The following is a 21624-nucleotide window of genomic DNA, read 5'->3' as shown; positions in this document are numbered from 1 at the left end:
ATCCAGTGACAAATTTATCGATAAATGCTGCCTGTTAATTAAATTGATATTAACGATACTTCGCAGCGTATAAAGGGGTAAAATGAGTATTATTCTTATTCGCTACGTTGTGTTAACTATTTAGTTGTTGTTTTTTAACAGGTTATCTCTTCGGTTCTGCAGCATGAGGCGCAGATCGCAATCGTCTTTGTAGGGTCTATCCTTATTAAATGGGTAAGAAAAATGCCGTTTTAGGCTTATCCCTGCAAAACAAGAGGTTGAAGCGATATCCATTATCACTAACATAGGGATATTAGCCCGAAGGGCTATCGCATCGCGAGGTACTTAATTATGCAATCTGCTAATCCAGCATCGTTCTCTCCTGACGACTTCGTCTGGAAAGGACTCAAGCTCACCGACAGCGCGGCACAGCAAATTATTGCGCTGTCTGCCAGCGATCCGCACGTCCAGGGCCTTAAGCTTGGCGTGAAGCAGTCTGGCTGCGCCGGTTTCGGATATGTGATGGAGCTGGTCAAAGAGCCAGCCGCTGATGATCTTCAGTTTACCCACCAGGGTGCCAGCTTGTTTGTTCCGCTTCAGGCGATGCCTTTTGTTGATGGCACCGAAGTTGATTTCGTTCGTGAAGGCCTGAATCAGATTTTCAAATTCAATAACCCCAAAGCTCAACACGCCTGCGGCTGTGGTGAAAGCTTTGGCGTAGAGTAATTAACGTTATGTCTCGACACAGTGATGCATCTGATGATGTACAAATTTGGGAAGGCGGCCACAAGGGTTACAAAGAGGGCTTCTTTACCCATCTGCAAACCGATGAGCTGGCACACGGCATCAGTGAAGATGTGGTGCGGGCCATTTCCGCCAAGCGTAATGAACCTGAATGGATGCTGGAATTCCGCCTGAAAGCCTATGAAGCCTGGCTGAAGATGGAAGAGCCTCACTGGCTGAAAGCCAAATATAAGCCACTGGATTACCAGGATTACAGTTACTACTCGGCACCGTCCTGCGGTAACTGTGATGACAGCTGCGCTTCTGAGCCGGGCGCCACCCAGGCCTCCGGCAGCGAGCCGGCCAGCAACTATCTGACGCAGGAAGTGGAAGAGGCGTTTAAACAGCTGGGCGTGCCGGTGCGTGAAGGCCAGGAAGTCGCCGTTGATGCGATTTTTGACTCGGTATCAGTTTCCACCACCTACCGTTCTAAGCTGGCGGAGCAGGGCATCATCTTCTGTTCCTTTAGCGAAGCGATTCACGATCACCCTGAACTGGTGCAAAAGTACCTTGGCACCGTGGTGCCGGCCAACGATAACTTCTTTGCCGCGCTGAACTCCGCCGTTGCCTCTGATGGCACTTTTGTCTACATCCCGAAAGGCGTACGTTGCCCGATGGAGCTGTCGACCTATTTCCGTATTAACGCGGCAAAAACCGGTCAGTTCGAGCGTACCATTCTGGTGGCCGATGAAGACAGTTACGTCAGTTATATCGAAGGGTGTTCTGCACCGGTGCGCGATACCTATCAGCTGCACGCGGCGGTAGTGGAAGTGATTATCCACAAAAATGCCGAAGTTAAATATTCAACGGTGCAGAACTGGTTCGCCGGCGGCGAAGCGGAAGGTGGCATTCTCAACTTCGTGACCAAACGCGCACTGTGTGAAGGCGACGGCAGCAAAATGTCGTGGACTCAGTCGGAAACCGGTTCGGCGATTACCTGGAAATACCCGAGCGTGATCCTGCGCGGTGATAATTCCATCGGTGAATTTTTCTCGGTGGCGCTGACCAGCGGTCATCAGCAGGCCGATACCGGCACCAAGATGATTCACATTGGTAAAAACACTAAATCAACCATTATCTCGAAAGGGATTTCGGCCGGTAAAAGTGAAAATACCTATCGTGGTCTGGTGAAAATTATGCCGACGGCGACCAATGCGCGTAACTTCACCCAGTGTGATTCAATGCTGATTGGCGCGGATTGTGGTGCGCATACCTTCCCGTATGTTGAAGTGCGTAATAACAGCGCGCAGCTGGAGCATGAAGCCACCACCTCACGTATCGGTGAAGATCAATTGTTCTATTGTGTGCAGCGCGGTATCAGCGAAGATGACGCAATCTCGATGATTGTTAACGGTTTCTGTAAGGACGTCTTCTCCGAGCTGCCGCTGGAATTCGCTGTCGAAGCGCAAAAATTACTGGCCATCAGTCTGGAACATAGCGTGGGTTAAACCCGCGTCGCGATAAGAACCGTTGCCCGTCGGCAATGCGAAGGAAATTCTATGTTAAGTATCAAAGATCTACAGGTAAGTATTGAAGATAAGCAGATTTTGCGCGGCCTGAACCTCGACGTGAAGCCGGGCGAAGTACATGCCATTATGGGCCCGAATGGCTCAGGAAAAAGTACGCTTTCCGCGACTCTGGCCGGACGCGAAGAGTATGAAGTGATCGGCGGCGAAATCAGTTTTAAAGGCAAAGATCTGCTGGAGCTGGCTCCGGAAGATCGTGCCGGTGAAGGTATCTTTATGGCGTTCCAGTATCCGGTAGAGATCCCGGGCGTCAGCAACCAGTTCTTCCTGCAAACTGCGGTGAACTCGGTGCGTAAATACCGTGGGCAGGACGCGCTTGACCGTTTCGATTTCCAGGACTTTATCGAAGATAAAATTCAACTGCTGAAGATGCCGGAAGATTTGCTGACCCGTTCAGTCAATGTTGGCTTCTCTGGCGGTGAGAAAAAACGTAATGACATCCTGCAGATGGCAGCCCTGGAGCCGGAACTGTGCATTCTCGATGAGACCGACTCCGGTCTGGATATCGATGCGCTGAAAATTGTTGCCAACGGGGTCAATACCCTGCGTGACGGTAACCGCTCATTTATTATCGTGACTCACTATCAGCGTATTCTTGATTACATCAAACCTGATTTCGTCCACGTGCTTTATCAGGGCAAGATCGTTAAATCAGGCGACTTTAGCTTAGTGAAACAGTTGGAGGAGCAGGGCTATGGCTGGCTTACCGACGAAGAGTAGCGAAAACGCGCTGCAACAGTGGCACCACCTGTTTGAGTCACGCGGTGAAAATCGCTCCTTGCAGGCACAGCAGCACTGGCAGCAACTGCTGCGCTTAGGTTTACCGACGCGTAAGCAGGAAAACTGGAAATACACTCCGCTGGAGACGCTGTTCAGCGAGAGCTTTGTGCTGCCGCAGGCGGGTAACGTCAGCGCAGACGATCTGGCGCAAATTGCACTGCCGCTTGATGCGGTTCGTCTGGTCTATATTGACGGCAAATTAAGCGCGGAACTGAGTGACAGCAACTTCGATCTGTTTGATGTACAGATTTCTCAGGCCGCTGAACGTCGCGCATTTGACGCGCCGGTGCAGCCTGAAGTGTTTCTGCATCTGACCGAAAGTCTCGCCGAGCAGGCTACCACCATACAGCTGGCGCGTGGCAAAGTGGCACCGCGTCCGCTGTATCTGCTGCATATCAGCAGCGGCAGCGGCGACGAACAGATGAATACTTCGCACTATCGTCACCATGTGCAAATTGACGATGGCGCGCAGGCAGAAGTGATCGAGCACTACGTCAGCCTGAATGATGCGGTGCACTTTACCGGCGCGCGTCTGACCATGTCGGTTGGCAATAACGCGCAGCTGACGCACACCAAACTGGCGTTTGAGAATGTTGGCAGCTATCACTTTGCGCACAACGACATTATCTTGCTGCGCGATGCTAACGTCAGCAGCCAGAGCTTCCTGCTGGGTGCTGGCCTGACGCGGCACAACACCAGTTCACAGCTGAACGGTGAGAACACTAATCTGTCGATTAACAGCCTGGTGCTGCCGGTGGGCAAAGAAGTGTGTGATACCCGCACTTACCTTGAACACAATAAAGGCTACTGCCAGAGCCGTCAGCTGCATAAAACTATCGTGCGCGACCGTGCCCGTGCGGTGTTTAACGGCATGATTAAAGTGGCGAAGCATGCGCTGAAAACCGACGGACAGATGACCAACAACAACCTGCTGTTGGGTCGCCTGGCCGAAGTGGACACCAAGCCGCAGCTGGAAATTTACGCCGATGACGTGAAATGTAGCCATGGTGCCACCATTGGCCGCATTGACGACGAGCAGATGTTCTATCTGCGCTCGCGCGGTATCGATAAGCCGCTGGCAGAGCAAATGATTATTCACGCGTTTGCCGCTGAGCTGACCGAAGCGATCGCTGATGAAACGCTGAAAGAGGTGGTGCTGCAACGCATCGCCCAGCGTTTCCCGGAGGCAACGAATGAGTTTTGATCTGGCGCGTGTCAGAGCTGATTTTCCGATTCTGGCGCGCGAGGTCAACGGTCAGCCGTTGGCCTATCTCGACAGCGCCGCCAGCGCACAAAAACCGTTAGCGGTGATTAACGCTGAAAGCCATTTTTATCAGCATGGCTATGCCGCGGTACATCGCGGCATTCACACGCTGAGTGCTGAAGCGACCACTGATATGGAAAACGTGCGCAATCAGGCGGCGCGTTTTCTGAATGCGGCTTCGCCGGAAGAGATCGTGTTCGTGAAGGGCACCACCGAAGGTATTAACCTGGTGGCCAGCAGCTGGGGCGGCAGTCAGTTACAGGCGGGTGATAATATTATCATCACCCAGATGGAGCACCACGCCAATATCGTGCCGTGGCAGATGGTCGCGAAGCGCGTTGGCGCTGAAGTGCGTGTGCTGCCGCTGACGCCGCAAGGCGAGCTGGATATTGCCGTGTTGCCAACGCTTATCGACAGTCGCACCCGGATGCTGGCGGTGACCCAGGTCTCCAACGTGCTCGGTTCGATAAATCCGGTAAAACAGCTGGTGGCGCAAGCGAAAGCCGCGGGGGTTACCACGCTGATCGACGGTGCCCAGGCGGTGATGCATCACCAGGTTGATGTCCAGGATATCGACTGCGACTTCTATGTGTTCTCTGGCCATAAAATTTATGGGCCTACCGGCATTGGTATTCTGTACGGCCGCAAAGCGCTGCTGGACCAGATGCCGCCGTGGGAAGGGGGCGGTTCGATGATCGCTAACGTCAGCCTGACCGAAGAGACGACTTTTGCTGCTGCGCCATGGCGCTTTGAGGCGGGGACGCCCAATACTGCGGCGATTATCGGTCTGGGTGCGGCGCTGAGCTATGTTGAAGAACTGGGGCTGGAGAATATCCATCAGCACGAACAGATGCTGATGCGTTACGCGCTGGATAAGCTGGCCGCGGTGCCTGATTTAATTATCTACGGGCCGCAAAATCGCGCCGGGGTGATCGCATTCAATCTCGGTCGCCATCACGCCTATGATGTGGGAAGTTTCCTCGACCAGTACGGTATTGCGATTCGCACCGGCCATCACTGTGCTATGCCGCTGATGAACTATTACCAGGTTCCGGCGATGTGTCGCGCTTCTTTTGCGATGTACAATAGCGAAGAGGAAGCGGACCGGCTGGTAGCGGGTCTGACACGTATTCATCGTTTGCTGGGCGGCTGACAGACCGCCAGCAGGCAAGGGAGGAACTGATGGCAACACTGCCAGACAAAGAAAAGCTGGTACGCAATTTTAATCGTTGCGCCAACTGGGAAGAGAAGTACCTGTACGTGATTGAACTGGGCGCGGTTTTGCCTGAATTGTCCGATTCATTTCGTCAGCCCGAGTACATTATTTCTGGCTGTCAAAGCCAGGTGTGGATTGTGATGGATGAGGCCAGCGATGGCAAAATTCAGTTGCAGGGTGACAGTGATGCGGCAATTGTTAAAGGCCTGATTGCTATCGTCTTTATCCTTTATCAGGGGATGACTGCGGCTGAAATTGCCCGCTTTGATGTTCGCCCGTGGTTTGAGCAACTTGCCCTGACGCAACACCTTACGCCATCCCGTTCGCAGGGGCTGGAAGCGATGATTCGCGCGATTCGCCATAGAGCACAAGCCCTCAGCTGAGCTACAATATCTCGTAACACACCTCGTTACATATAACGGGGTGTTTTATTCCTTACGAGAGATTGCGCATGAAACCTTTGTTACGCCTTGCAGCATTTTTTGCCCTGACGCTGATCGCCGGGACGCGCGTTGTCAGCGCGACAGAATACCCTTTGCCACCAGATAACAGCCGCCTAATCGGCGAGAACAGTATCTACGTGGTGCCGGCGGATAACCGTTCGCTGGAACGGATTGCCGCTGAATACAAAATTGGACTGCTGAGCATGCTACAAGCGAATCCCGGCACTGACCCGTGGTTGCCAAGAGCCGGTAGCCAGCTGACGATTCCCAGCCAAATGTTGTTACCTGACACCAAACGCGAAGGGATAGTGATTAACCTCGCGGAGCTGCGACTCTATTACTACCCCAAGGATGAGAATAAAGTCATCGTTTATCCGATCGGCATTGGCCAGCTGGGTGCCAATACACCAATCATGGTGACCAGTATCAGCCAAAAAATTCCTAATCCAACCTGGACACCCACCGTCAATATCCGCAAGCGCTATGCCGAACGGGGGATTACCCTGCCGGGTACGGTCCCTGCCGGGCCGGATAATCCAATGGGACTGTTTGCGCTGCGCCTGGCGTACGGTGCCGGCCACTATCTGATTCACGGTACCAATGCTAATTTTGGCATCGGTATGCGCGTCAGTTCGGGTTGTATTCGTTTACGTAACGAGGATATCGAGGCGTTATTTAATGACGTGCCGAGAGGGACGCGGGTAGAGGTGATTAATCAGCCGATTAAATACGCCATTGAACCGGATGGTAAGCGCTACGTTGAAGTGCACCAGCCGCTGTCAAAGAGTGAGAGCGACGATCCTCAAACCAAGAAAATTGCGTTGAGCAACACGGCGAAAGCGTTTATCGACAGTCAGCTCAGTGATTCCGGGCTGATTAACCAGGCCATCGAGCGGCGTTCCGGGATGCCGGTATTGGTTAACAGCGGTGAGCCTGTCGATCAGCATACGCCACTGCCTGCGATAATATCGCCGCAGACGGGCTCTGCGCCGTCCGGGCGTGTACCCGCTACCATCTCTCAGGCGGAGGGAGTACGCGTCATACGGTGATGCAGGGGGCCATGGATGGCTATTGCTGGGTAAGGGTGTAACTGGAAAACAGCAAGGGAAGATAACCGGAAATCAGGACAAAAAAAATGGCGCACAATGTGCGCCATTTTTACAACCAGAACTCTTACTTACGGTAAGAGTGAGCCTGGTTGTCCAGACGCTGGTTTGCACGAGCTGCGTCATCTTTAGCAGCCTGAACGTCAGAACGCACTGCGTTCACGTCGTTGCTCAGCTGGTCAACTTTAGCGTTCAGAGTCTGAACGTCAGTAGACAGTTGGTCGATTTTAGCATTGCTAGAACAACCAGCCAGCAGAGTAGAACCCAGGATTACCGCGCCCAGTACCAGTTTAGTACGATTCATTATTTATACCCTCTAGATTGAGTTAATCTCCATGTAGCGTTACAAGTATTACACAAAGTTTTTTCTAATGAGAATATATTTTTGATGAGAACATGCCTAAAGTTGATCGTTCGCTCAAAGAAGCATCTGATTGCCGCAAAAAGATAAAAAATTAAAAGAAAACAGGCAGATTTAATCGGGTTAATCTTTGTAATTTCCAAAATTGAATAGTTATTATCGATTGGAAATTTCTCAATTTTCAGTTACGCAACTGCCAAAAAAAAGCGCCCTGAGGCGCTTTTTAAATTTAATGGCATTGTTTAATTACAGAACGTGTACTGAAGAGGTATTGGTAGTGCCGCTTGGTACCAGAGCACCGGATACCATGACGACCACTTCGCCCTTCAATGCGTAGCCACTTTCCAGCGCGGCTTCTTTACCAATACGGTAGAAATCGTCGGTAGAAGCGATCTCTTTCACGATATGGGTAACCACACCTTTGGTGAGAATCAACTGACGTGCAGTCTGCTCATTGGTGGTCAGCGCCAGGATGGTGGCGTTAGGGAAGTATTTACGCACTGACTTAGCAGATTTACCGCCTTCGGTTGCCACCACAATGACTGGCGCTTCCAGTTTCTCAGCGGTTTCTACCGCGCTGCGACACACCGCTTCGGTGATACGCATTTTGCGGTTATCTTGCTGGGAGTCGATACGGCTTTTCATCACACGGTCTGTACGCTCACAGATGGTCGCCATAATGGTGACCGACTCCAGCGGGTATTTACCCTTGGCGCTTTCACCAGACAGCATCACTGCATCAGTACCGTCGAGAATGGCGTTAGCCACGTCGCCGGCTTCCGCACGGGTAGGGCGCGGGTTTTTGATCATTGAATCGAGCATCTGGGTGGCGGTGATGACCACTTTACGTGCACGGTTACATTTTTTGATCATCATCTTCTGCGCGAAGATCACTTCTTCAACCGGGATCTCTACGCCGAGGTCGCCACGCGCTACCATGATGCCATCAGAAGCATCGAGGATTTCGTCGAAGTTGTTCAGGCCTTCCTGGTTTTCGATCTTGGAGATGATCTGAATGTGCGCGCCGCCGTGCTGTTTCAGGTGTTCGCGAATTTCCAGCACGTCAGAACGTTTACGAATAAACGAGGCGGCGACAAAGTCCACGCCCTGTTCGCAACCGAAGATCAGGTCGCGTTTGTCTTTTTCGGCCAGCGCAGGCAGCTGGATAGAAACGCCTGGCAGGTTAACGCCTTTATTTTCACCAAGGTCGCCGTTATTCAGCACTTTACATACCACGGTGTTTTCGGTGACTTCAATGACTTCCATACCGATCAGGCCGTCGTCAACCAGCACGGTATTACCGATTTTCAGGTCAGCCGCGAAACCCGGGTAGGTGACTGCCACGCGTTCGGCATTGCCGATCACTGACTGATCGGTAGTAAAGGTAAAGGTCTGGCCCGCTTTCAGTGCAGCATCAACGCCGCCTTCCAGCTTCATAGTACGAATTTCCGGACCTTTGGTGTCGAGCAGAATCGCAGCCTGGTGGCCGGTTTTGCTCATCACCGCACGCATGTTTGCGATGCGTTTACCGTGTTCATCGTAATCGCCATGAGAGAAGTTCAGGCGCATGACGTTCATGCCAGCGTCAAGCAGGCTGGTCAGCATTTCTTCCGATTCAGTTTTCGGGCCGATAGTACATACAATCTTGGTCTTTTTCATGAGCAAGTTTTCTATAAGTTGTGATGGATGTTAAAGGATTGATTTCGACGGCGATGCCAGCGAATGAGAAAGTGGTGCCTGGTAAGAGAACGTAATCTACTCAGTAAGGATAGGTGACAGATATAAAGCGTGCAGAGGAAGTTGTGCGGATGGTTCAGCATGCCCGCCGGGCTGTGTTGCGCAAGCTGTGATCGTTGTAAGTAAGGGCACGTCAATTGGCTGAAACCATTCAAGTGAAACAACGCCTGCCATTATAATCGCTAAGTGTGCGAAAACCAATTAAAAAGCTGTCATGGTACAGGTATCAGATCAAGAAAAAGTGATGTTGCGCAAACGCTGGGTGATAAGCTGAATGTGTTTTACGGGCGGAAAAATAAGGGGAGTGGTGCGTTCTAGAGGACTCGAACCTCCGACCCCCACCATGTCAAGGTGGTGCTCTAACCAACTGAGCTAAGAACGCAAACCTGAACAATCACTGATGATTGGTGCGTCCGAGTGGACTCGAACCACCGACCCCCACCATGTCAAGGTGGTGCTCTAACCAACTGAGCTACGGACGCACATACATCACTACAACTTCAATGACTTTGCCTGAAAATCTGGTGCGTTCTAGAGGACTCGAACCTCCGACCCCCACCATGTCAAGGTGGTGCTCTAACCAACTGAGCTAAGAACGCATTAGGCTGCTGTCTGGGTGACAGCGGGGACGAATATTAACGGCAGCGTACATCGCTGGCAAGTGGAAACATGCATTTTTGTTACTGACTGACGATCTACTGTGCGACCCGCCGTTTTTTTAAACGAGAAGGGCCATAAATGGCCCTAAAATTAACGCGCTGCGCGTGCGAGGATCACTTCCGCCGGCAATCGTTGCAGACGACGCATCCGCCAGATCATCATCACCGCCGATGAAGTCAGGCCAATAATAAAGCCGCACCAGAATCCGGCCGGACCCATTGCCGGCACGACCCAGTCGGTCATCCCCAGCAGATAGCCGACTGGCAGGCCGAGTATCCAGTAAGCGATAAAGGTGATAAAGAAAATCGAGCGGGTATCTTTATAGCCGCGCAAAATACCGCTGCCAATGACCTGAATCGAATCAGAGAACTGATAAATCGCGGCCAGCAGCATCAGCTGTGTCGCCAGCGTAATCACTTCAGGATTGTCGGTATAAAGCTGGGCTATCTGTTCGCGAAAAATCACCGTGAAGGTCGCAGTGAATGCTGCCATTATTACGCCGACGCCTTGTGCGGTCCAGGCGGCGACGCGCGCAGCTTCCGCCGAGCCTTGCCCAAGGCGATAGCCGACGCGAATGGTCGCCGCGACGCCGAGCGAGAGCGGCAGAACAAACATCAGCGAACTGAAGTTCAGCGCAATCTGGTGACCGGCCACCTTGACGATACCCAGTGGTGACACCAGCAGCGCCACCACTGCAAACAGCGTGACTTCAAAAAACAGCGCCAGCGCCACCGGCAGGCCGAGGCTGCTCAGGCGATACAGCACTTTCCAGTCCGGCGCATCGAAGCGAGTAGCCAGTTTAATATCACGCATCGAACCGGCGCGGCCAACCCAGATTTTCATCAGAATAAACATCACCCAGTAGACCGATGCGGTGGCAACGCCACAGCCAACGCCGCCGAGTGCAGGCATGCCAAAATGACCGTAGATGAAGATGTAGTTAACCGGAATATTCACCAGCAGGCCAATAAAGCCCAGCACCATACCGGGTTTGGTCTTCGACAGTCCTTCACACTGGTTGCGTGCCACCTGGAAAAACAGATAGCCCGGTGCGCCCCAAAGCAGGGCGTGCAGATAGCCGACGGCAATCTCAGCCATTTTGGCATCAATGCCGTGCATCGCCGCAATCATATAGCCGGCGTTATACAGCACCAGCATAATCAGCAGTGAAACCAGAGCGGCCAGCCAGTAAGCCTGGCGCACCTGATGCGCAATGCGGTCACGTCGACCGGAACCGTTAAGTTGCGCAACGGTTGGGGTTAACGCCAGCAGCAAACCGTGACCGAACAGAATTGCCGGCAGCCAGATTGAGGTTCCTACCGCAACCGCGGCCATGTCGGTCGCGCTGACGGCACCAGCCATAATGGTATCCACGAAGCCCATGGATGTTTGCGCAACTTGCGCAAGAATCACCGGGATCGCGAGCGCTAATAATTGACGCGCTTCTGTCAGATACTTCTGCACGTATACACCTGTCTGTTTATTAAGGATGAACGAAATTAACGCCCGGGCGGGCGTCTGAATAAAAATCGGCAGATTAAGTCGCTCAGTTTAACGGTCGCCACGCATTAAGCCAATGACCAGCATCAGGATATGCAGAATATGTTTTTGCGGTAGCACAGATTGCTATCCCTTGTTACCCGTGCCAGCCTGCATTTATGGTAGGATGATCAAAAAAACAGACTGAGGCATTAAGCATGTTTACCGGTATTGTGCAGGGCACCGCAGAGGTGTTGTCGATTGAAGAGAAAACCAATTTCCGAACTCATATTGTTAGATTACCGGCTGAAATGCTGCCGGGGCTGGAGTTAGGTGCGTCGGTATCCCATAACGGCTGCTGTCTGACGGTCACTGCGGTAGACGGCGATCGGGTCAGTTTCGATTTGGTAAAAGAGACGTTGCGTATTACTAATCTCGGCGACTTGCAGCCAGGCGACCAGATTAACGTCGAGCGTGCGGCAAAATTCAGTGATGAAATTGGCGGACATTTAATGTCAGGTCATATTATGACCACCGCAGAGATCTGTAAGATCGTTAATTCCGAGAATAACCGTGAAATCTGGTTTAAACCGCAAGATGCTTCGCAAATGAAGTATATCCTGCATAAAGGTTTTATCGGCATTGATGGTATTAGCCTGACGGTAGGGGATGTGACCAAAAGCAAATTTTGCGTGCATTTAATTCCTGAAACGCTGGCGCGCACCACGCTGGGCAAGAAAAAACTCGGCCAGCGGGTCAATATTGAAATCGATCCTCATACCCAGGCGATTGTTGAAACCGTTGAGCGCGTGTTGGCACAGCGCGAAGCGGCATTGCTGGCCGCAGCGGCCGAGCAGATTTCCGACTGAGCAAGGTGCAGCCGCAGGCAACAGAAATAACAATCGTCGTATTGGGCGGCGCTGCCGCCGCCCAATACGACAGCTACTTAATGCGGAACGCGCAACCCACCATCTACGCCATGACTGAATACCACCTGCCATAGCTGAATATCGCGCGCGCGAAATGCACCGGCACAAGCGTTAAGATAGTAGCTAAACATTCGTTTAAAACGTTCGTCGTAATTATTTTCCAGCTGCGGCCATGCCTCCAGAAAGCGCTGATACCACGCCATTAAGGTGGTGTCATAATCCGCACCAAAGTTATGCCAGTCTTCCATCACAAAGTGCGGTTCACTGGCGTCGGCAATATGGCGCACCGAAGGTAAACAACCATTGGGGAAAATATACTTATCAATCCATGGGTCGACATGCATATCAGTGCGAATCGCGCCGATGGTATGCAGCAGGAAAAGACCGTCCGGTTTTAAATTACGGTTCACCACCTCAAAATAAGTGGCGTAATTCTTCGGCCCGACGTGTTCAAACATTCCGACGGAAACAATACGGTCAAACTGCTGATTCAGATCGCGGTAGTCTTGCAACAGGATGGAAACATCAAGGCCGGCACAGCGGTCCTGCGCCAGTTTCTGTTGTTCAGCAGAAATCGTTACGCCCACCACGCTGACGCCATAATGACGCGCGGCGAATTCCGCCAGCCCGCCCCAGCCGCAGCCAATATCCAGCAGCGTCATGCCCGGTTGCAGCTGTAATTTATCGCAGATCATGGTCAGTTTGGCATGTTGCGCCTGTTCCAGCGAATCAGCCTGTTTCCAGTAGCCACATGAATACTGCATATGCGAATCGAGCATCAGGCTAAAAAGATCGTTGCCAAGATCGTAATGTTCTTTGCCAACAATCCAGGCGCGTTTTTTTGATTGCAGATTAGTCAGGCGGGCCGCGGCGATGCGCAGGGTATCTTTAAAATGATGAGGTAATTGCTGATCGAGTCGGTGCTTTAACACCCGATAAAAAAACATATCCAGCTGATCACACTCCCACCAGCCGTCCATATAACTTTCACCCAGCCCCAGCGAGCCTTCCTGCAATACCCGACGGAAAAATTGCGGATTTTTTACCTGAATATCCCAGGGCCGTGAACCGTTTACCTCGACATCGGCAGTCTGCAACATTTCGCGGACGATGCGATACCAATTATTTTCTTTTAAGCCCACTTCTTCTATACACGATGAACTCATAGCTTCTCCATCACCTGTTGTGATACGAACCTGAGAAATAGAATAGTCAATTTCTACAGGATTGTGAGAGAACTCACGGATTATCCGTGCGCCAGTTATCCGACGTTAAACAGAGGATTGAATTTAATGAAAATGACTCGGGTCACTGGCTTTGGCCACCGCACTCCCGCCACACTTACCGGATGCAATGAGCAAGGAAGCTATAAAGCCAGTTTACGATCGTCGACCAGAGTCCTGCAGAGAAGCGTCACGAATGCCACGCCAGACAACACCACGACAACCCTGTCAGGTCCGGACCCTGTACAACGGAATGGGGGCCCGGTAAATAATGTTGATTTTTTGTTATAAATTAATGCCTCAGATGAGTATATGCTCACGTGAGGCAATATTCAATGCATTATTGTAAGCGTGCTAACTAAAAGTGATTAACCCTTTTGCGTCGCGGTATCTGCCGTTTTTGCAGTATGATTTTCACTCAACTTACGCTGAAATTGTAGTGCGAATCCGATAAACGCCAGCACAACCGTCGACAACATAATCGCCGTGGTGGTCAGCAGCGGCTGAGAAATCAGCGCGGAGACCGCCATACTGGCGACAAAGCAGAGACCAAGTTGCAGCGTATTCTGTAATGCTGCGGCTTTGCCGGTAGCCTGCGGGAACGGCAGCAGCGCGTTCGCCACCACAATAGGATAAAGCGCGCCATTGGCCATGGCCATGCCACAGAAGGGAATCAACAGCGCGGTGAGCGTCACGTGACCCGACAGAGCAACGGCAAAAATTGCGCTGATACTGACGGCATAACCGAGCAGCAGCCACGGTAGCAGGGTACGACCTTCGACCCGTTGCAGCAGTGAGCGACAGCCAAAACCACCAATCAAAAATGCCAGCGTTTGCGGGATATAACTCAGACCAATATCCCCTGGCGTCAGGCCTAAATCAGACAGAATAAAGGGTGAGCCGGTTAGCCATGCGAAGAAGCTGGCAGAACAGGCGGCATACATCAGGACGTTACCGCTGTAAATGCGAGATTTCAGCAGCGACAAGAAGCCCACTTTGGGTTCATCAGCCGCTGACGCTGGCTTTCCGCTAGCTTTCAGGCGCAGGGTAGGAATCAGTAACCCCAGGGTGATCAGCAGCAGGGCGACGAAAATCGAGCGCCAGTCAAAGTGGTTCAGCAGCCAGGCACCCAGCAGGGGGGCCAGCGCCGGTGACAGCGCAACCAGCGGCATAATGGTGGCAAAAACACGGTTGGCCTGTGCACCACGGTAGCGATCGACCACCAGTGCCTGCCAGCTTACGGTGGCAGAACAGACGCCAATCGCCTGCACAAATCGCAGTACCAGCAGCATGGTGGCATTTTCTACCCACAGAATGCCGGCGCAGCCGACAGCAAACATACTCAGGCCGATTAACAGTACCGGCTTACGCCCGATACGATCGGAGAGTGGCCCCCAGAGCAGCTGGGCGCAGGCAAAACCGGCCAGGAAAATACTCAGGCTGGCGCTGATGGCGCCGGGATGGGTCTGCAGATCTTGCTGCATTGCGCCAAACGCCGGAAGATACATATCGGTAGCAAGGAAACCCAGCATGCTCAGTACCGCCAGGTAAATAATAAATCCTTTTGATTTAATCATCAGTTAACTCTTTATTTTAGTGCAGGTGATTTTAACGCTGCAGAGTGTAATCGCGTGCGTTGTCGCTTGTGAAACGCTAATATTTGCACATTGCGTTCAAAAATTTTGCAGGCAAGCTATGTGGTCGGAACATTCTCTTGAAGTTGTTGATGCAGTAGCGCGTACCGGCAGCTTTACTGCCGCCGCCGCCGAGCTGCATCGTGTGCCCTCGGCGGTAAGTTATACCGTGCGTCAGCTGGAGGAGTGGCTGGCGGTTCCGCTGTTTCAGCGGCGTCATCGCGATGTGGTATTAACCGATGCGGGGAAAGTATTTATACAGGAAGGGCGCACTGTTATCAAAAAAATGCTTGCCACGCGCCGTCAGTGTCAGCAGGTCGCTAACGGCTGGCGCGGACAGCTGAGCATTGCAGTGGATCTAATTGTTAAACCCCAGCGCACCCGCCAGCTGGTGCTCGATTTTTATCGCCATTTCCCGGATATGGAGCTGCTGGTCTGGCATGAAGTGTTTAATGGCGTCTGGGATGCGCTGGTTGACGGGCGAGTCGATGTCGCGATTGGCGCTACCCAGGCGATCCCGGTCGGTGGTCGCTTTGGTTTCCGTGATATGGGCGCACTTAACTGGCGCTGCGTGGTCAGAGCCGACCATCCGCTGGCGCAGCAAGTGGGAAGCATTGATGATGATACAATTCGCCAGTGGCCGTCGCTGGTGCTGGAAGACACCTCGCGCAGCCTGCCAAAACGCATTACCTGGACACTGGACAACCAGCGAAGGCTGGTGGCACCGGACTGGGAATCGGCGTTTGATTGCCTGCTGGCAGGGTTATGCGTGGGTATGGTTCCCGGGCATTTTGCTGCGCCGCTGATTGCTGAAGGTTCGCTGGCCGAATTAACGCTACCGGCCGAATTCCCCGACAGCCCGTGCTGCGTCAGCTGGGCTGAGCAGAGTGCTTCACCGGCGCTGAGCTGGTTGCTGGAGTATCTGGGTACACCGGAGACCATGAATCAGGAGTGGCTTCGCGAAGGATAAACTGACCGGCCAACGGGTGGCCGGTAGCGGATTAACGACGGTAGTCGCGGAACGGACCGTCAGCCACCGAGCGGCGCTCGATTAATGAAGGATGTACTTCAATCGTCTGCGGCTCTTCGCGTTTACTGGTGATGCGATCCAGCAGCATATCAAATGCGGTTTCGCCGAGGCGCTCTTTCGGCTGATGGACGGTCGTCAACGCTGGCGTGAAATAGCGCGCGTTGCGCACATTGTCATAACCGATCACCGAAATATCCTGCGGCACCCGCAGGCCCATTTCATCTGCTGCACAAATGGCGCCCATCGCCATAATATCGCCGCCGCAGAATACCGCGGTTGGCCGCTGTTTCTGCGATAAAATCTGCTGCATCGCGCGATATCCGGATTCCGGCTCAAAGTCGCCTTGCACAACCCACTCATCGCGCACGGCAATATTGGCCTCGGCCAGCGCTTTGAGAAAACCGGCATGGCGCCCACCGCCGGTGTTTCGCTCAAGTTGACCCGGGATCGCACCAATATCACGGTGACCACGCTCAATCAGATAGCGTCCCACCAGGTAACCGCCTTCAAAAGCGTTATCCAGCACGGTATCGGTGAAATCGCCGCGTGATTCGCCCCAGTCCATCACCACCATCGGAATGTTGCGATTGTCTTCCAGCATCTTCAGCAGCTCGTCAGGATATTCCGAGCACATCACCAGCAGACCATCGACGCGCTTTTGCGCCATCATCGACAGATAAGCCTGCTGTTTTTGGAGATCATTATGAGCATTGCCGAGGATCAAGGTATAGCCCTTGGCAAAGCAGCGCGTTTCAACTGCTTCAATAATTTCAGCAAAATAGGGCGCTTCACTGGAAGTCGCCAGCAAACCAATCGATTTGGTATGGTTCACTTTCAGGCTGCGCGCAACGGCGCTGGGCGAATAGTGCAGCTCTTTGATGGCGGCCCAAACGGCTTCGCGGGTCTCTTCAGCCACGAAGCGGGTTTTATTGATGACATGAGAAACGGTGGTGGTAGAAACACCGGCGCGTTTCGCCACATCTTTAATTGTTGCCATTAAAATGGTACTCCTGCGCTTATCTTAAAGGATTGATAAGCATCATGTTAAACGTTTGCGTATGCTTCGCGTTTTCTGGCGCGATCGGTTTCATTGTTGCAATCTGAGTGACGTCGGGCAGGAGATTGACGTCAGGAAACACGGCAAGTGACGCGGTGTTGCAGTTGTTGCGCAACGGAAAAACAGAATTCTATCAAGGCTGTGAGCAGAAAACGAGATTTTTACCTGTTTATATGGGAAAATAGTGAGAGTTATTAATTGTAAGGTCTTTAAGGAGTGAAGTATGGACACCAATCTGAAGTTTTCTCTGCTGACCACCGTCGGCGCGCTGCTGGTAATTATTGCCTTCAGTTTCACCGCGGTAATGAATTGATAAACATCGGTTAATCTTCAGGATTAACCCTTTTAAAACGTCTGATGAATTCCCTCAGACGTTTTTTTTTGCGCAAATTGGCTATTTAATGGCCATGCGCACGCGGAGTTAAACAGCGCCTGCATGCTGCAATATGCTCAGTGGCGGGATTGTTATGCGCCGCTGACGGTCTGTTACTCACTTGATTGTGCTAATGAAATTATTCGAGAATACCATGTCATCAACTATCTGCTGTCGGGCGCCAGGGCGAGCGCACCCGTCGGGATTTTTTCCCTTCATCGCCGTATTATTGCTGCTGTTAATCAGCGTTATCTCACCGGTTGCTGTTGCGCAACCCGCGCCTGCTGCCGATACCGCGCAGCAAACTGAGCAGGATATTCCTTACGCCGCGCTGGCGGGCATCCTTAAAGATGAAAAGGCGCGTGATGCATTAATTGATCAGTTACAGCGCGCCGCGGAAGCGCAGTCTAAAACTCAGGCGGCGGATGCTGTGCCGCAAGTTGCCGCACCCAGCGGTGCGACCAGCTTAAGCGACAGCGTCAGCCAGTTTGCGCAACAGACGTTACAGGCGCTGAGTCAGCGGGTGAACGCCTTGCAGAAAGTGGTCGAATCCGGGCCGCAGCGCACGTTTGATCCCAGTGCATTTTTCCACGCCCTCGGCTATTTTTTGCTGATGGTGGTGGTGACTTTTGCCATATTCCATCTGATTCGCCGGCTGGTGGGCCCGCTGTACAATCGAATTGGCAGCTGGGGTCGTAACGCCAAGGATCACGGTGGACCGTGGTACAAATTACCGGCCGCCATTCTCGGCGCGTTTATCATCGATCTGTTAGTACTGATGCTGGTGCTGGCAGGTGGCAAACTGTTTTCTCACCAGTTCAACAACGGCAGTGCGGTGATCGCTCATCAACAGTCGCTGTTCCTCGGTGCTTTTGCGGTAATAGAGTTCTTTAAAGCGGTTCTGCGGCTGATTTTCGCGCCCGGTTTCGCTTATCTGCGCCCGTTCCCGTTCAGTGATGCCACCGCGCGCTACTGGAATCAGCGTCTTGCCTGGCTGAGTGGTTTAATCGGTTATGGCCTGATGGTGGTGGTGCCGGTGGTGGCGACGCAAATCAGTTATCAGGCAGCCGCGGCGGTCAATTTGGTTGTAATGCTGGCGCTGACGGTCTATGCACTGACTCTGATTATGCGTAACCGTAAATCGATCCATAACCAAATCGATTTGCTGGCAGAACGGTCAATGGCGTTTTTCAGTGTGATACTCCGCGGCTTTGGCCACATCTGGCACCTGCTGGCGATTGCCTATTTCCTGATGCTGTTTTTCCTCTCGCAGTTTGATTTCGGCAACAGCCTGAGCTTTATGATGGGTGCCACGGTGAAGAGCCTGCTGGTCATTGGGCTTGGCGCACTGTTGTCCGGTATGATGACGCGCTGGATCGCCCGGCGGATTTCACTGCCGGATCAAATGAATCTGCGTTATCCGATGCTGGAACGCCGTATCAACTCTTATATACCCAACGGGCTGAAAATTCTGCGCGTAATGGTGGTGCTGGCGGTATCACTGTTCCTGCTGGATGCCTGGCATCTGTTTAATTTGCAACAGTGGGCCAGCAGCGAGACCGGCGGTAAAGTTATCGGCGGCCTGTTACATATTCTGCTTATTCTGCTGATCGCCACCTTTAGCTGGACGATTCTGGCCAGTATTATTGAGCATCGCCTGGTACTGGAGATGAGTAACGGCACTCGCCCCAGCGCGCGCGAACGCACGCTGCTGACGCTGTTTCGCAATGTGCTGGCGATTGTTATCAGCACCATCACCATTATGATTGTGTTGTCGCAGGTAGGCATCAATATCGCGCCGCTGTTGGCCGGTGCCGGTGCGCTCGGACTGGCAATCAGTTTCGGTGCACAGACGTTAGTGAAAGATGTGATTACCGGCGTGTTTATCCAGTTCGAGAACGGCATGAACACCAGTGAATATGTCACGGTGGGTGGCATTACCGGCACCGTCGAGCGTATGACGATCCGTTCTGTTGGCCTGCGGGATGACTATGGTGTCTACCATATCGTGCCTTACTCTTCGATGACGACGCTGGCTAACTATGCGCGTGAATTCGGGGTGTATCGTGCTAATTACACCGTGAGTCGTGATGAAGATATCGATCATGTTAATCAGGTGCTGCATCAGGCAATTGAAGAGCTGAAGCAGGATGAGCAGGTGAAATTCTTCCTGATTGGCGAGCCGGTGTTTAACGGCGTGGTGGCCCTGGGCGACCGCTCGTTTACCACCAGGGTAACGGTGCGCACGCTGGCGCTCAAACAGTGGGTGGTGCAGTATGCGCTGGATCGCCTGGTTAAAATTCACTTTGACCGTGCAGGGATCAGTATGCCGCAACAGGCGATGCAGCTGTCGCGCGCCGGGCAACATCCACAGTTAATGCAACAGAGTGAGAACGAAGTGAATCCGGCTTCGTAATTACAGTAACGGGCGGCACAGGCCGCCCGTTTCATTTAAATCAAAGCTGTCGGAAGCGTTTAACGAATGGTTTTTGGCGTCATTACCCGACGCGCGCCTACATAGTGGCGCTGCCAGTAATCTTCGCTTAACGCGCTAATCTGAATATCTTTGCCGGTGCGTGGCGACTGAATAAATTTACCGTTACCAAGGTAAACGCCGACATGATCGGCAGCCCCGCGGTTATTGATGCGAAAGAACACCAAATCACCTTTTTCCAGTGACTCGCGTTTGACCTGGGCGGCATCGCGCAGGTGATACATCTCATTGGCAGTGCGCGGGATCTTGAATTTCACCAGATCTTTATAGGCGTACCACACCAGACCGCTGCAGTCGAAGCCGGTTCGTGGCGATGCGCCACCCCACAGATAAGGTTTACCTAACTGGCCCATGAGCTTATTCATCGCCGTTTCACGTGCTTTCTGATAGCGCACGCGATGGGCTTTACTCATCTTAAGCGGACCATTGTTGATACTGGCAGTGGTGGCAACATCGCTGGTTTTGCGATTGCGCTTATGACCATAGCGTTTGGCCAGTTTCTTCGTGGTGAGGGTACTTTTCGGTGAGCTGAGCGAAGCGGTCTGCACTTTACTCTTTTTCTTCAGCTTCGGTTTCTGTTCCGAAATCTGGCGGGGTTTCTTTACCGGGGTTTTTACCTGCTGACGTCGCTTTCGGCGATCGTCATCACGGGCGCTACTCTTTTCTGCCTTATGCTGACTGGCATTAATAGCGGTGTGTGGCGATGCGTGCGCCAAATTAAAGATCATCTGAGCAAAAGCCAGTAGGAAAAGTGTGATGAGTAAACGCATTGTCCGTTACAGGTTAGGCTCTCATTTGCAACCGAGAGGACCACACTACATTCCCGGCGTCGAACGTGGTTCGCATGCCTGGGGTCCATGTTAAAATTGTTTGCCCTAAAACAGGGCTTAAAACAATTCTAATCTAACTTTTTCACAAAAGGTAAGGCCTTTTTAAATTAATCAGTTCATTCACGTTATTAGTATTATAAATGAGCCAGATCAGACGCTTATCTCACCAATAGTATTGCTAATTATTAACCGATTAATCAGTGGTAATGATAAGAAATTGTTATTTTCTGCGCCGCATTTGGCATAATGAGCCTTAAGTGATTCGCCGTGGGCAAAATGTCGTTTTCAGTCGGCACAGAGAATCGTTATAGTAATAGACACGAAGTAACGAATTAAGGAAGTCAAAAATGAGTACTGTTGAAAAAATTCAGCGTCAGATCGCAGAAAACCCAATCCTGCTGTACATGAAAGGTTCACCGAAGCTGCCAAGCTGCGGGTTCTCTGCCCAGACGGTTCAGGCTCTTTCAGCTTGCGGCGAACGCTTTGCGTATGTCGATATTCTGCAAAATCCGGACATTCGTGCTGAACTGCCAAAATATGCTAACTGGCCAACTTTCCCGCAGCTGTGGGTTGATGGGGAGCTGGTTGGTGGTTGCGATATCGTAATTGAGATGTATCAGCGTGGCGAACTTCAGTCGCTGATCAAAGAAACTGCTGAGAAGTATAAAGAAGCAGAATAAATTCAACGGCGGCGATAACGCCATTGAGGTCGTAAAAAAG

At 52.2% G+C, this 21624-nt stretch carries 19 protein-coding genes and 3 tRNA genes; 12 read left to right on the top strand and 10 right to left on the bottom strand.

Features of this window, described 5'->3' with window-relative positions; all coding sequences use genetic code 11:
* Positions 1–330 precede the first annotated feature (330 nt).
* The 7 genes from sufA to ACP3TC_RS11350 all read left to right on the top strand — a co-directional run bounded on the left by sufA (position 331) and on the right by ACP3TC_RS11350 (position 7040).
* Positions 331–705, top strand: coding sequence for a Fe-S cluster assembly scaffold SufA (gene sufA / locus ACP3TC_RS11380; protein ID WP_313857331.1), 375 nt, complete (start codon positions 331–333; stop codon positions 703–705).
* Positions 706–713: 8 nt separating this feature from the next.
* Positions 714–2210, top strand: a complete 1497-nt coding sequence (gene sufB, locus ACP3TC_RS11375; RefSeq protein WP_313857332.1) for a Fe-S cluster assembly protein SufB — start codon at positions 714–716, stop codon at positions 2208–2210.
* A gap of 51 nt (positions 2211–2261) precedes the next feature.
* On the top strand, positions 2262–3008 hold the full coding sequence (sufC, locus tag ACP3TC_RS11370) for a Fe-S cluster assembly ATPase SufC (protein WP_313857333.1): 747 nt from the start codon (positions 2262–2264) through the stop codon (positions 3006–3008).
* Entirely contained in the window at positions 2983–4272 is a 1290-nt protein-coding gene (gene sufD / locus ACP3TC_RS11365; RefSeq protein WP_426816476.1) for a Fe-S cluster assembly protein SufD, read from the top strand. Before sufC ends, sufD begins: the two co-directional genes overlap by 26 nt.
* Positions 4262–5485, top strand: coding sequence for a cysteine desulfurase SufS (sufS, locus tag ACP3TC_RS11360; protein ID WP_313857336.1), 1224 nt, complete (start codon positions 4262–4264; stop codon positions 5483–5485). Before sufD ends, sufS begins: the two co-directional genes overlap by 11 nt.
* Positions 5486–5514: 29 nt before the next feature.
* Complete coding sequence (gene sufE / locus ACP3TC_RS11355) at positions 5515–5931, top strand: cysteine desulfuration protein SufE (RefSeq protein ID WP_313857337.1); 417 nt, start codon at positions 5515–5517, stop codon at positions 5929–5931.
* A gap of 68 nt (positions 5932–5999) precedes the next feature.
* Positions 6000–7040 (top strand): L,D-transpeptidase family protein, encoded by a 1041-nt coding sequence (locus ACP3TC_RS11350; protein WP_313857338.1) that lies wholly within the window; start codon positions 6000–6002, stop codon positions 7038–7040.
* A 124-nt stretch (positions 7041–7164) separates the two neighbouring features.
* Here the strand turns inward: ACP3TC_RS11350 and ACP3TC_RS11345 are convergent, their stop codons facing one another.
* The 6 genes from ACP3TC_RS11345 to ACP3TC_RS11320 form a co-directional block, all read right to left on the bottom strand.
* The gene (locus tag ACP3TC_RS11345) at positions 7165–7401 is read right to left on the bottom strand and encodes a major outer membrane lipoprotein (protein ID WP_052898670.1); all 237 of its coding nucleotides are present in this window, start codon (positions 7399–7401) and stop codon (positions 7165–7167) included.
* A gap of 303 nt (positions 7402–7704) precedes the next feature.
* A complete protein-coding gene (pykF, locus tag ACP3TC_RS11340) occupies positions 7705–9117 on the bottom strand; it encodes a pyruvate kinase PykF (protein WP_313857340.1) in 1413 nt (470 codons plus the stop codon).
* Positions 9118–9500: 383 nt separating this feature from the next.
* A tRNA-Val gene (locus ACP3TC_RS11335) sits at positions 9501–9577 on the bottom strand.
* Between the two features lie 23 nt (positions 9578–9600).
* Positions 9601–9677, bottom strand: a tRNA-Val gene (locus ACP3TC_RS11330).
* Positions 9678–9717: 40 nt separating this feature from the next.
* Positions 9718–9794: transfer RNA gene (locus ACP3TC_RS11325), tRNA-Val, on the bottom strand.
* A 151-nt stretch (positions 9795–9945) separates the two neighbouring features.
* Positions 9946–11319, bottom strand: coding sequence for an MATE family efflux transporter (locus ACP3TC_RS11320; RefSeq protein ID WP_426816475.1), 1374 nt, complete (start codon positions 11317–11319; stop codon positions 9946–9948).
* Between the two features lie 233 nt (positions 11320–11552).
* Here ACP3TC_RS11320 and ACP3TC_RS11315 point away from each other — a divergent pair, with 233 nt between their 5' ends.
* Entirely contained in the window at positions 11553–12203 is a 651-nt protein-coding gene (locus ACP3TC_RS11315; RefSeq protein ID WP_313857342.1) for a riboflavin synthase subunit alpha, read from the top strand.
* Positions 12204–12280: 77 nt separating this feature from the next.
* Here ACP3TC_RS11315 and cfa read toward each other — a convergent pair whose 3' ends face one another.
* Together cfa and punC are read right to left on the bottom strand one after the other, a co-directional pair.
* Positions 12281–13429, bottom strand: a complete 1149-nt coding sequence (gene cfa / locus ACP3TC_RS11310) for a cyclopropane fatty acyl phospholipid synthase (RefSeq protein ID WP_313857344.1) — start codon at positions 13427–13429, stop codon at positions 12281–12283.
* Positions 13430–13854: 425 nt separating this feature from the next.
* Complete coding sequence (gene punC / locus ACP3TC_RS11305; RefSeq protein WP_426816474.1) at positions 13855–15063, bottom strand: purine nucleoside transporter PunC; 1209 nt, start codon at positions 15061–15063, stop codon at positions 13855–13857.
* A 118-nt stretch (positions 15064–15181) separates the two neighbouring features.
* Between punC and punR the strand changes: the two genes are divergently transcribed.
* A complete protein-coding gene (gene punR, locus ACP3TC_RS11300) occupies positions 15182–16090 on the top strand; it encodes a DNA-binding transcriptional activator PunR (RefSeq protein WP_313857346.1) in 909 nt (302 codons plus the stop codon).
* A gap of 31 nt (positions 16091–16121) precedes the next feature.
* On the opposite strand, the gene purR is transcribed toward punR, so the two are convergent.
* Entirely contained in the window at positions 16122–17147 is a 1026-nt protein-coding gene (gene purR, locus ACP3TC_RS11295) for an HTH-type transcriptional repressor PurR (protein WP_313857347.1), read from the bottom strand.
* A gap of 283 nt (positions 17148–17430) precedes the next feature.
* Here purR and ACP3TC_RS11290 point away from each other — a divergent pair, with 283 nt between their 5' ends.
* Both ACP3TC_RS11290 and ybiO read left to right on the top strand, forming a co-directional pair.
* A complete protein-coding gene (locus ACP3TC_RS11290; RefSeq protein WP_156322070.1) occupies positions 17431–17520 on the top strand; it encodes a YnhF family membrane protein in 90 nt (29 codons plus the stop codon).
* Between the two features lie 193 nt (positions 17521–17713).
* Positions 17714–19996, top strand: coding sequence for a mechanosensitive channel protein (gene ybiO / locus ACP3TC_RS11285; protein WP_426816473.1), 2283 nt, complete (start codon positions 17714–17716; stop codon positions 19994–19996).
* 59 nt (positions 19997–20055) lie between these two features.
* On the opposite strand, the gene ACP3TC_RS11280 is transcribed toward ybiO, so the two are convergent.
* Positions 20056–20844 (bottom strand): C40 family peptidase, encoded by a 789-nt coding sequence (locus tag ACP3TC_RS11280; protein WP_426816472.1) that lies wholly within the window; start codon positions 20842–20844, stop codon positions 20056–20058.
* A 407-nt stretch (positions 20845–21251) separates the two neighbouring features.
* Between ACP3TC_RS11280 and ACP3TC_RS11275 the strand changes: the two genes are divergently transcribed.
* On the top strand, positions 21252–21584 hold the full coding sequence (locus tag ACP3TC_RS11275; RefSeq protein ID WP_313857350.1) for a Grx4 family monothiol glutaredoxin: 333 nt from the start codon (positions 21252–21254) through the stop codon (positions 21582–21584).
* The last annotated feature ends 40 nt before the right edge of the window (positions 21585–21624 follow it).

Origin of the sequence: Winslowiella sp. 2C04, assembly GCF_050037805.1 — a bacterium.
GTDB classification, from domain to species: domain Bacteria; phylum Pseudomonadota; class Gammaproteobacteria; order Enterobacterales; family Enterobacteriaceae; genus Erwinia; species Erwinia toletana_A.
This window is presented reverse-complemented; position numbering and strand designations above follow the sequence as displayed.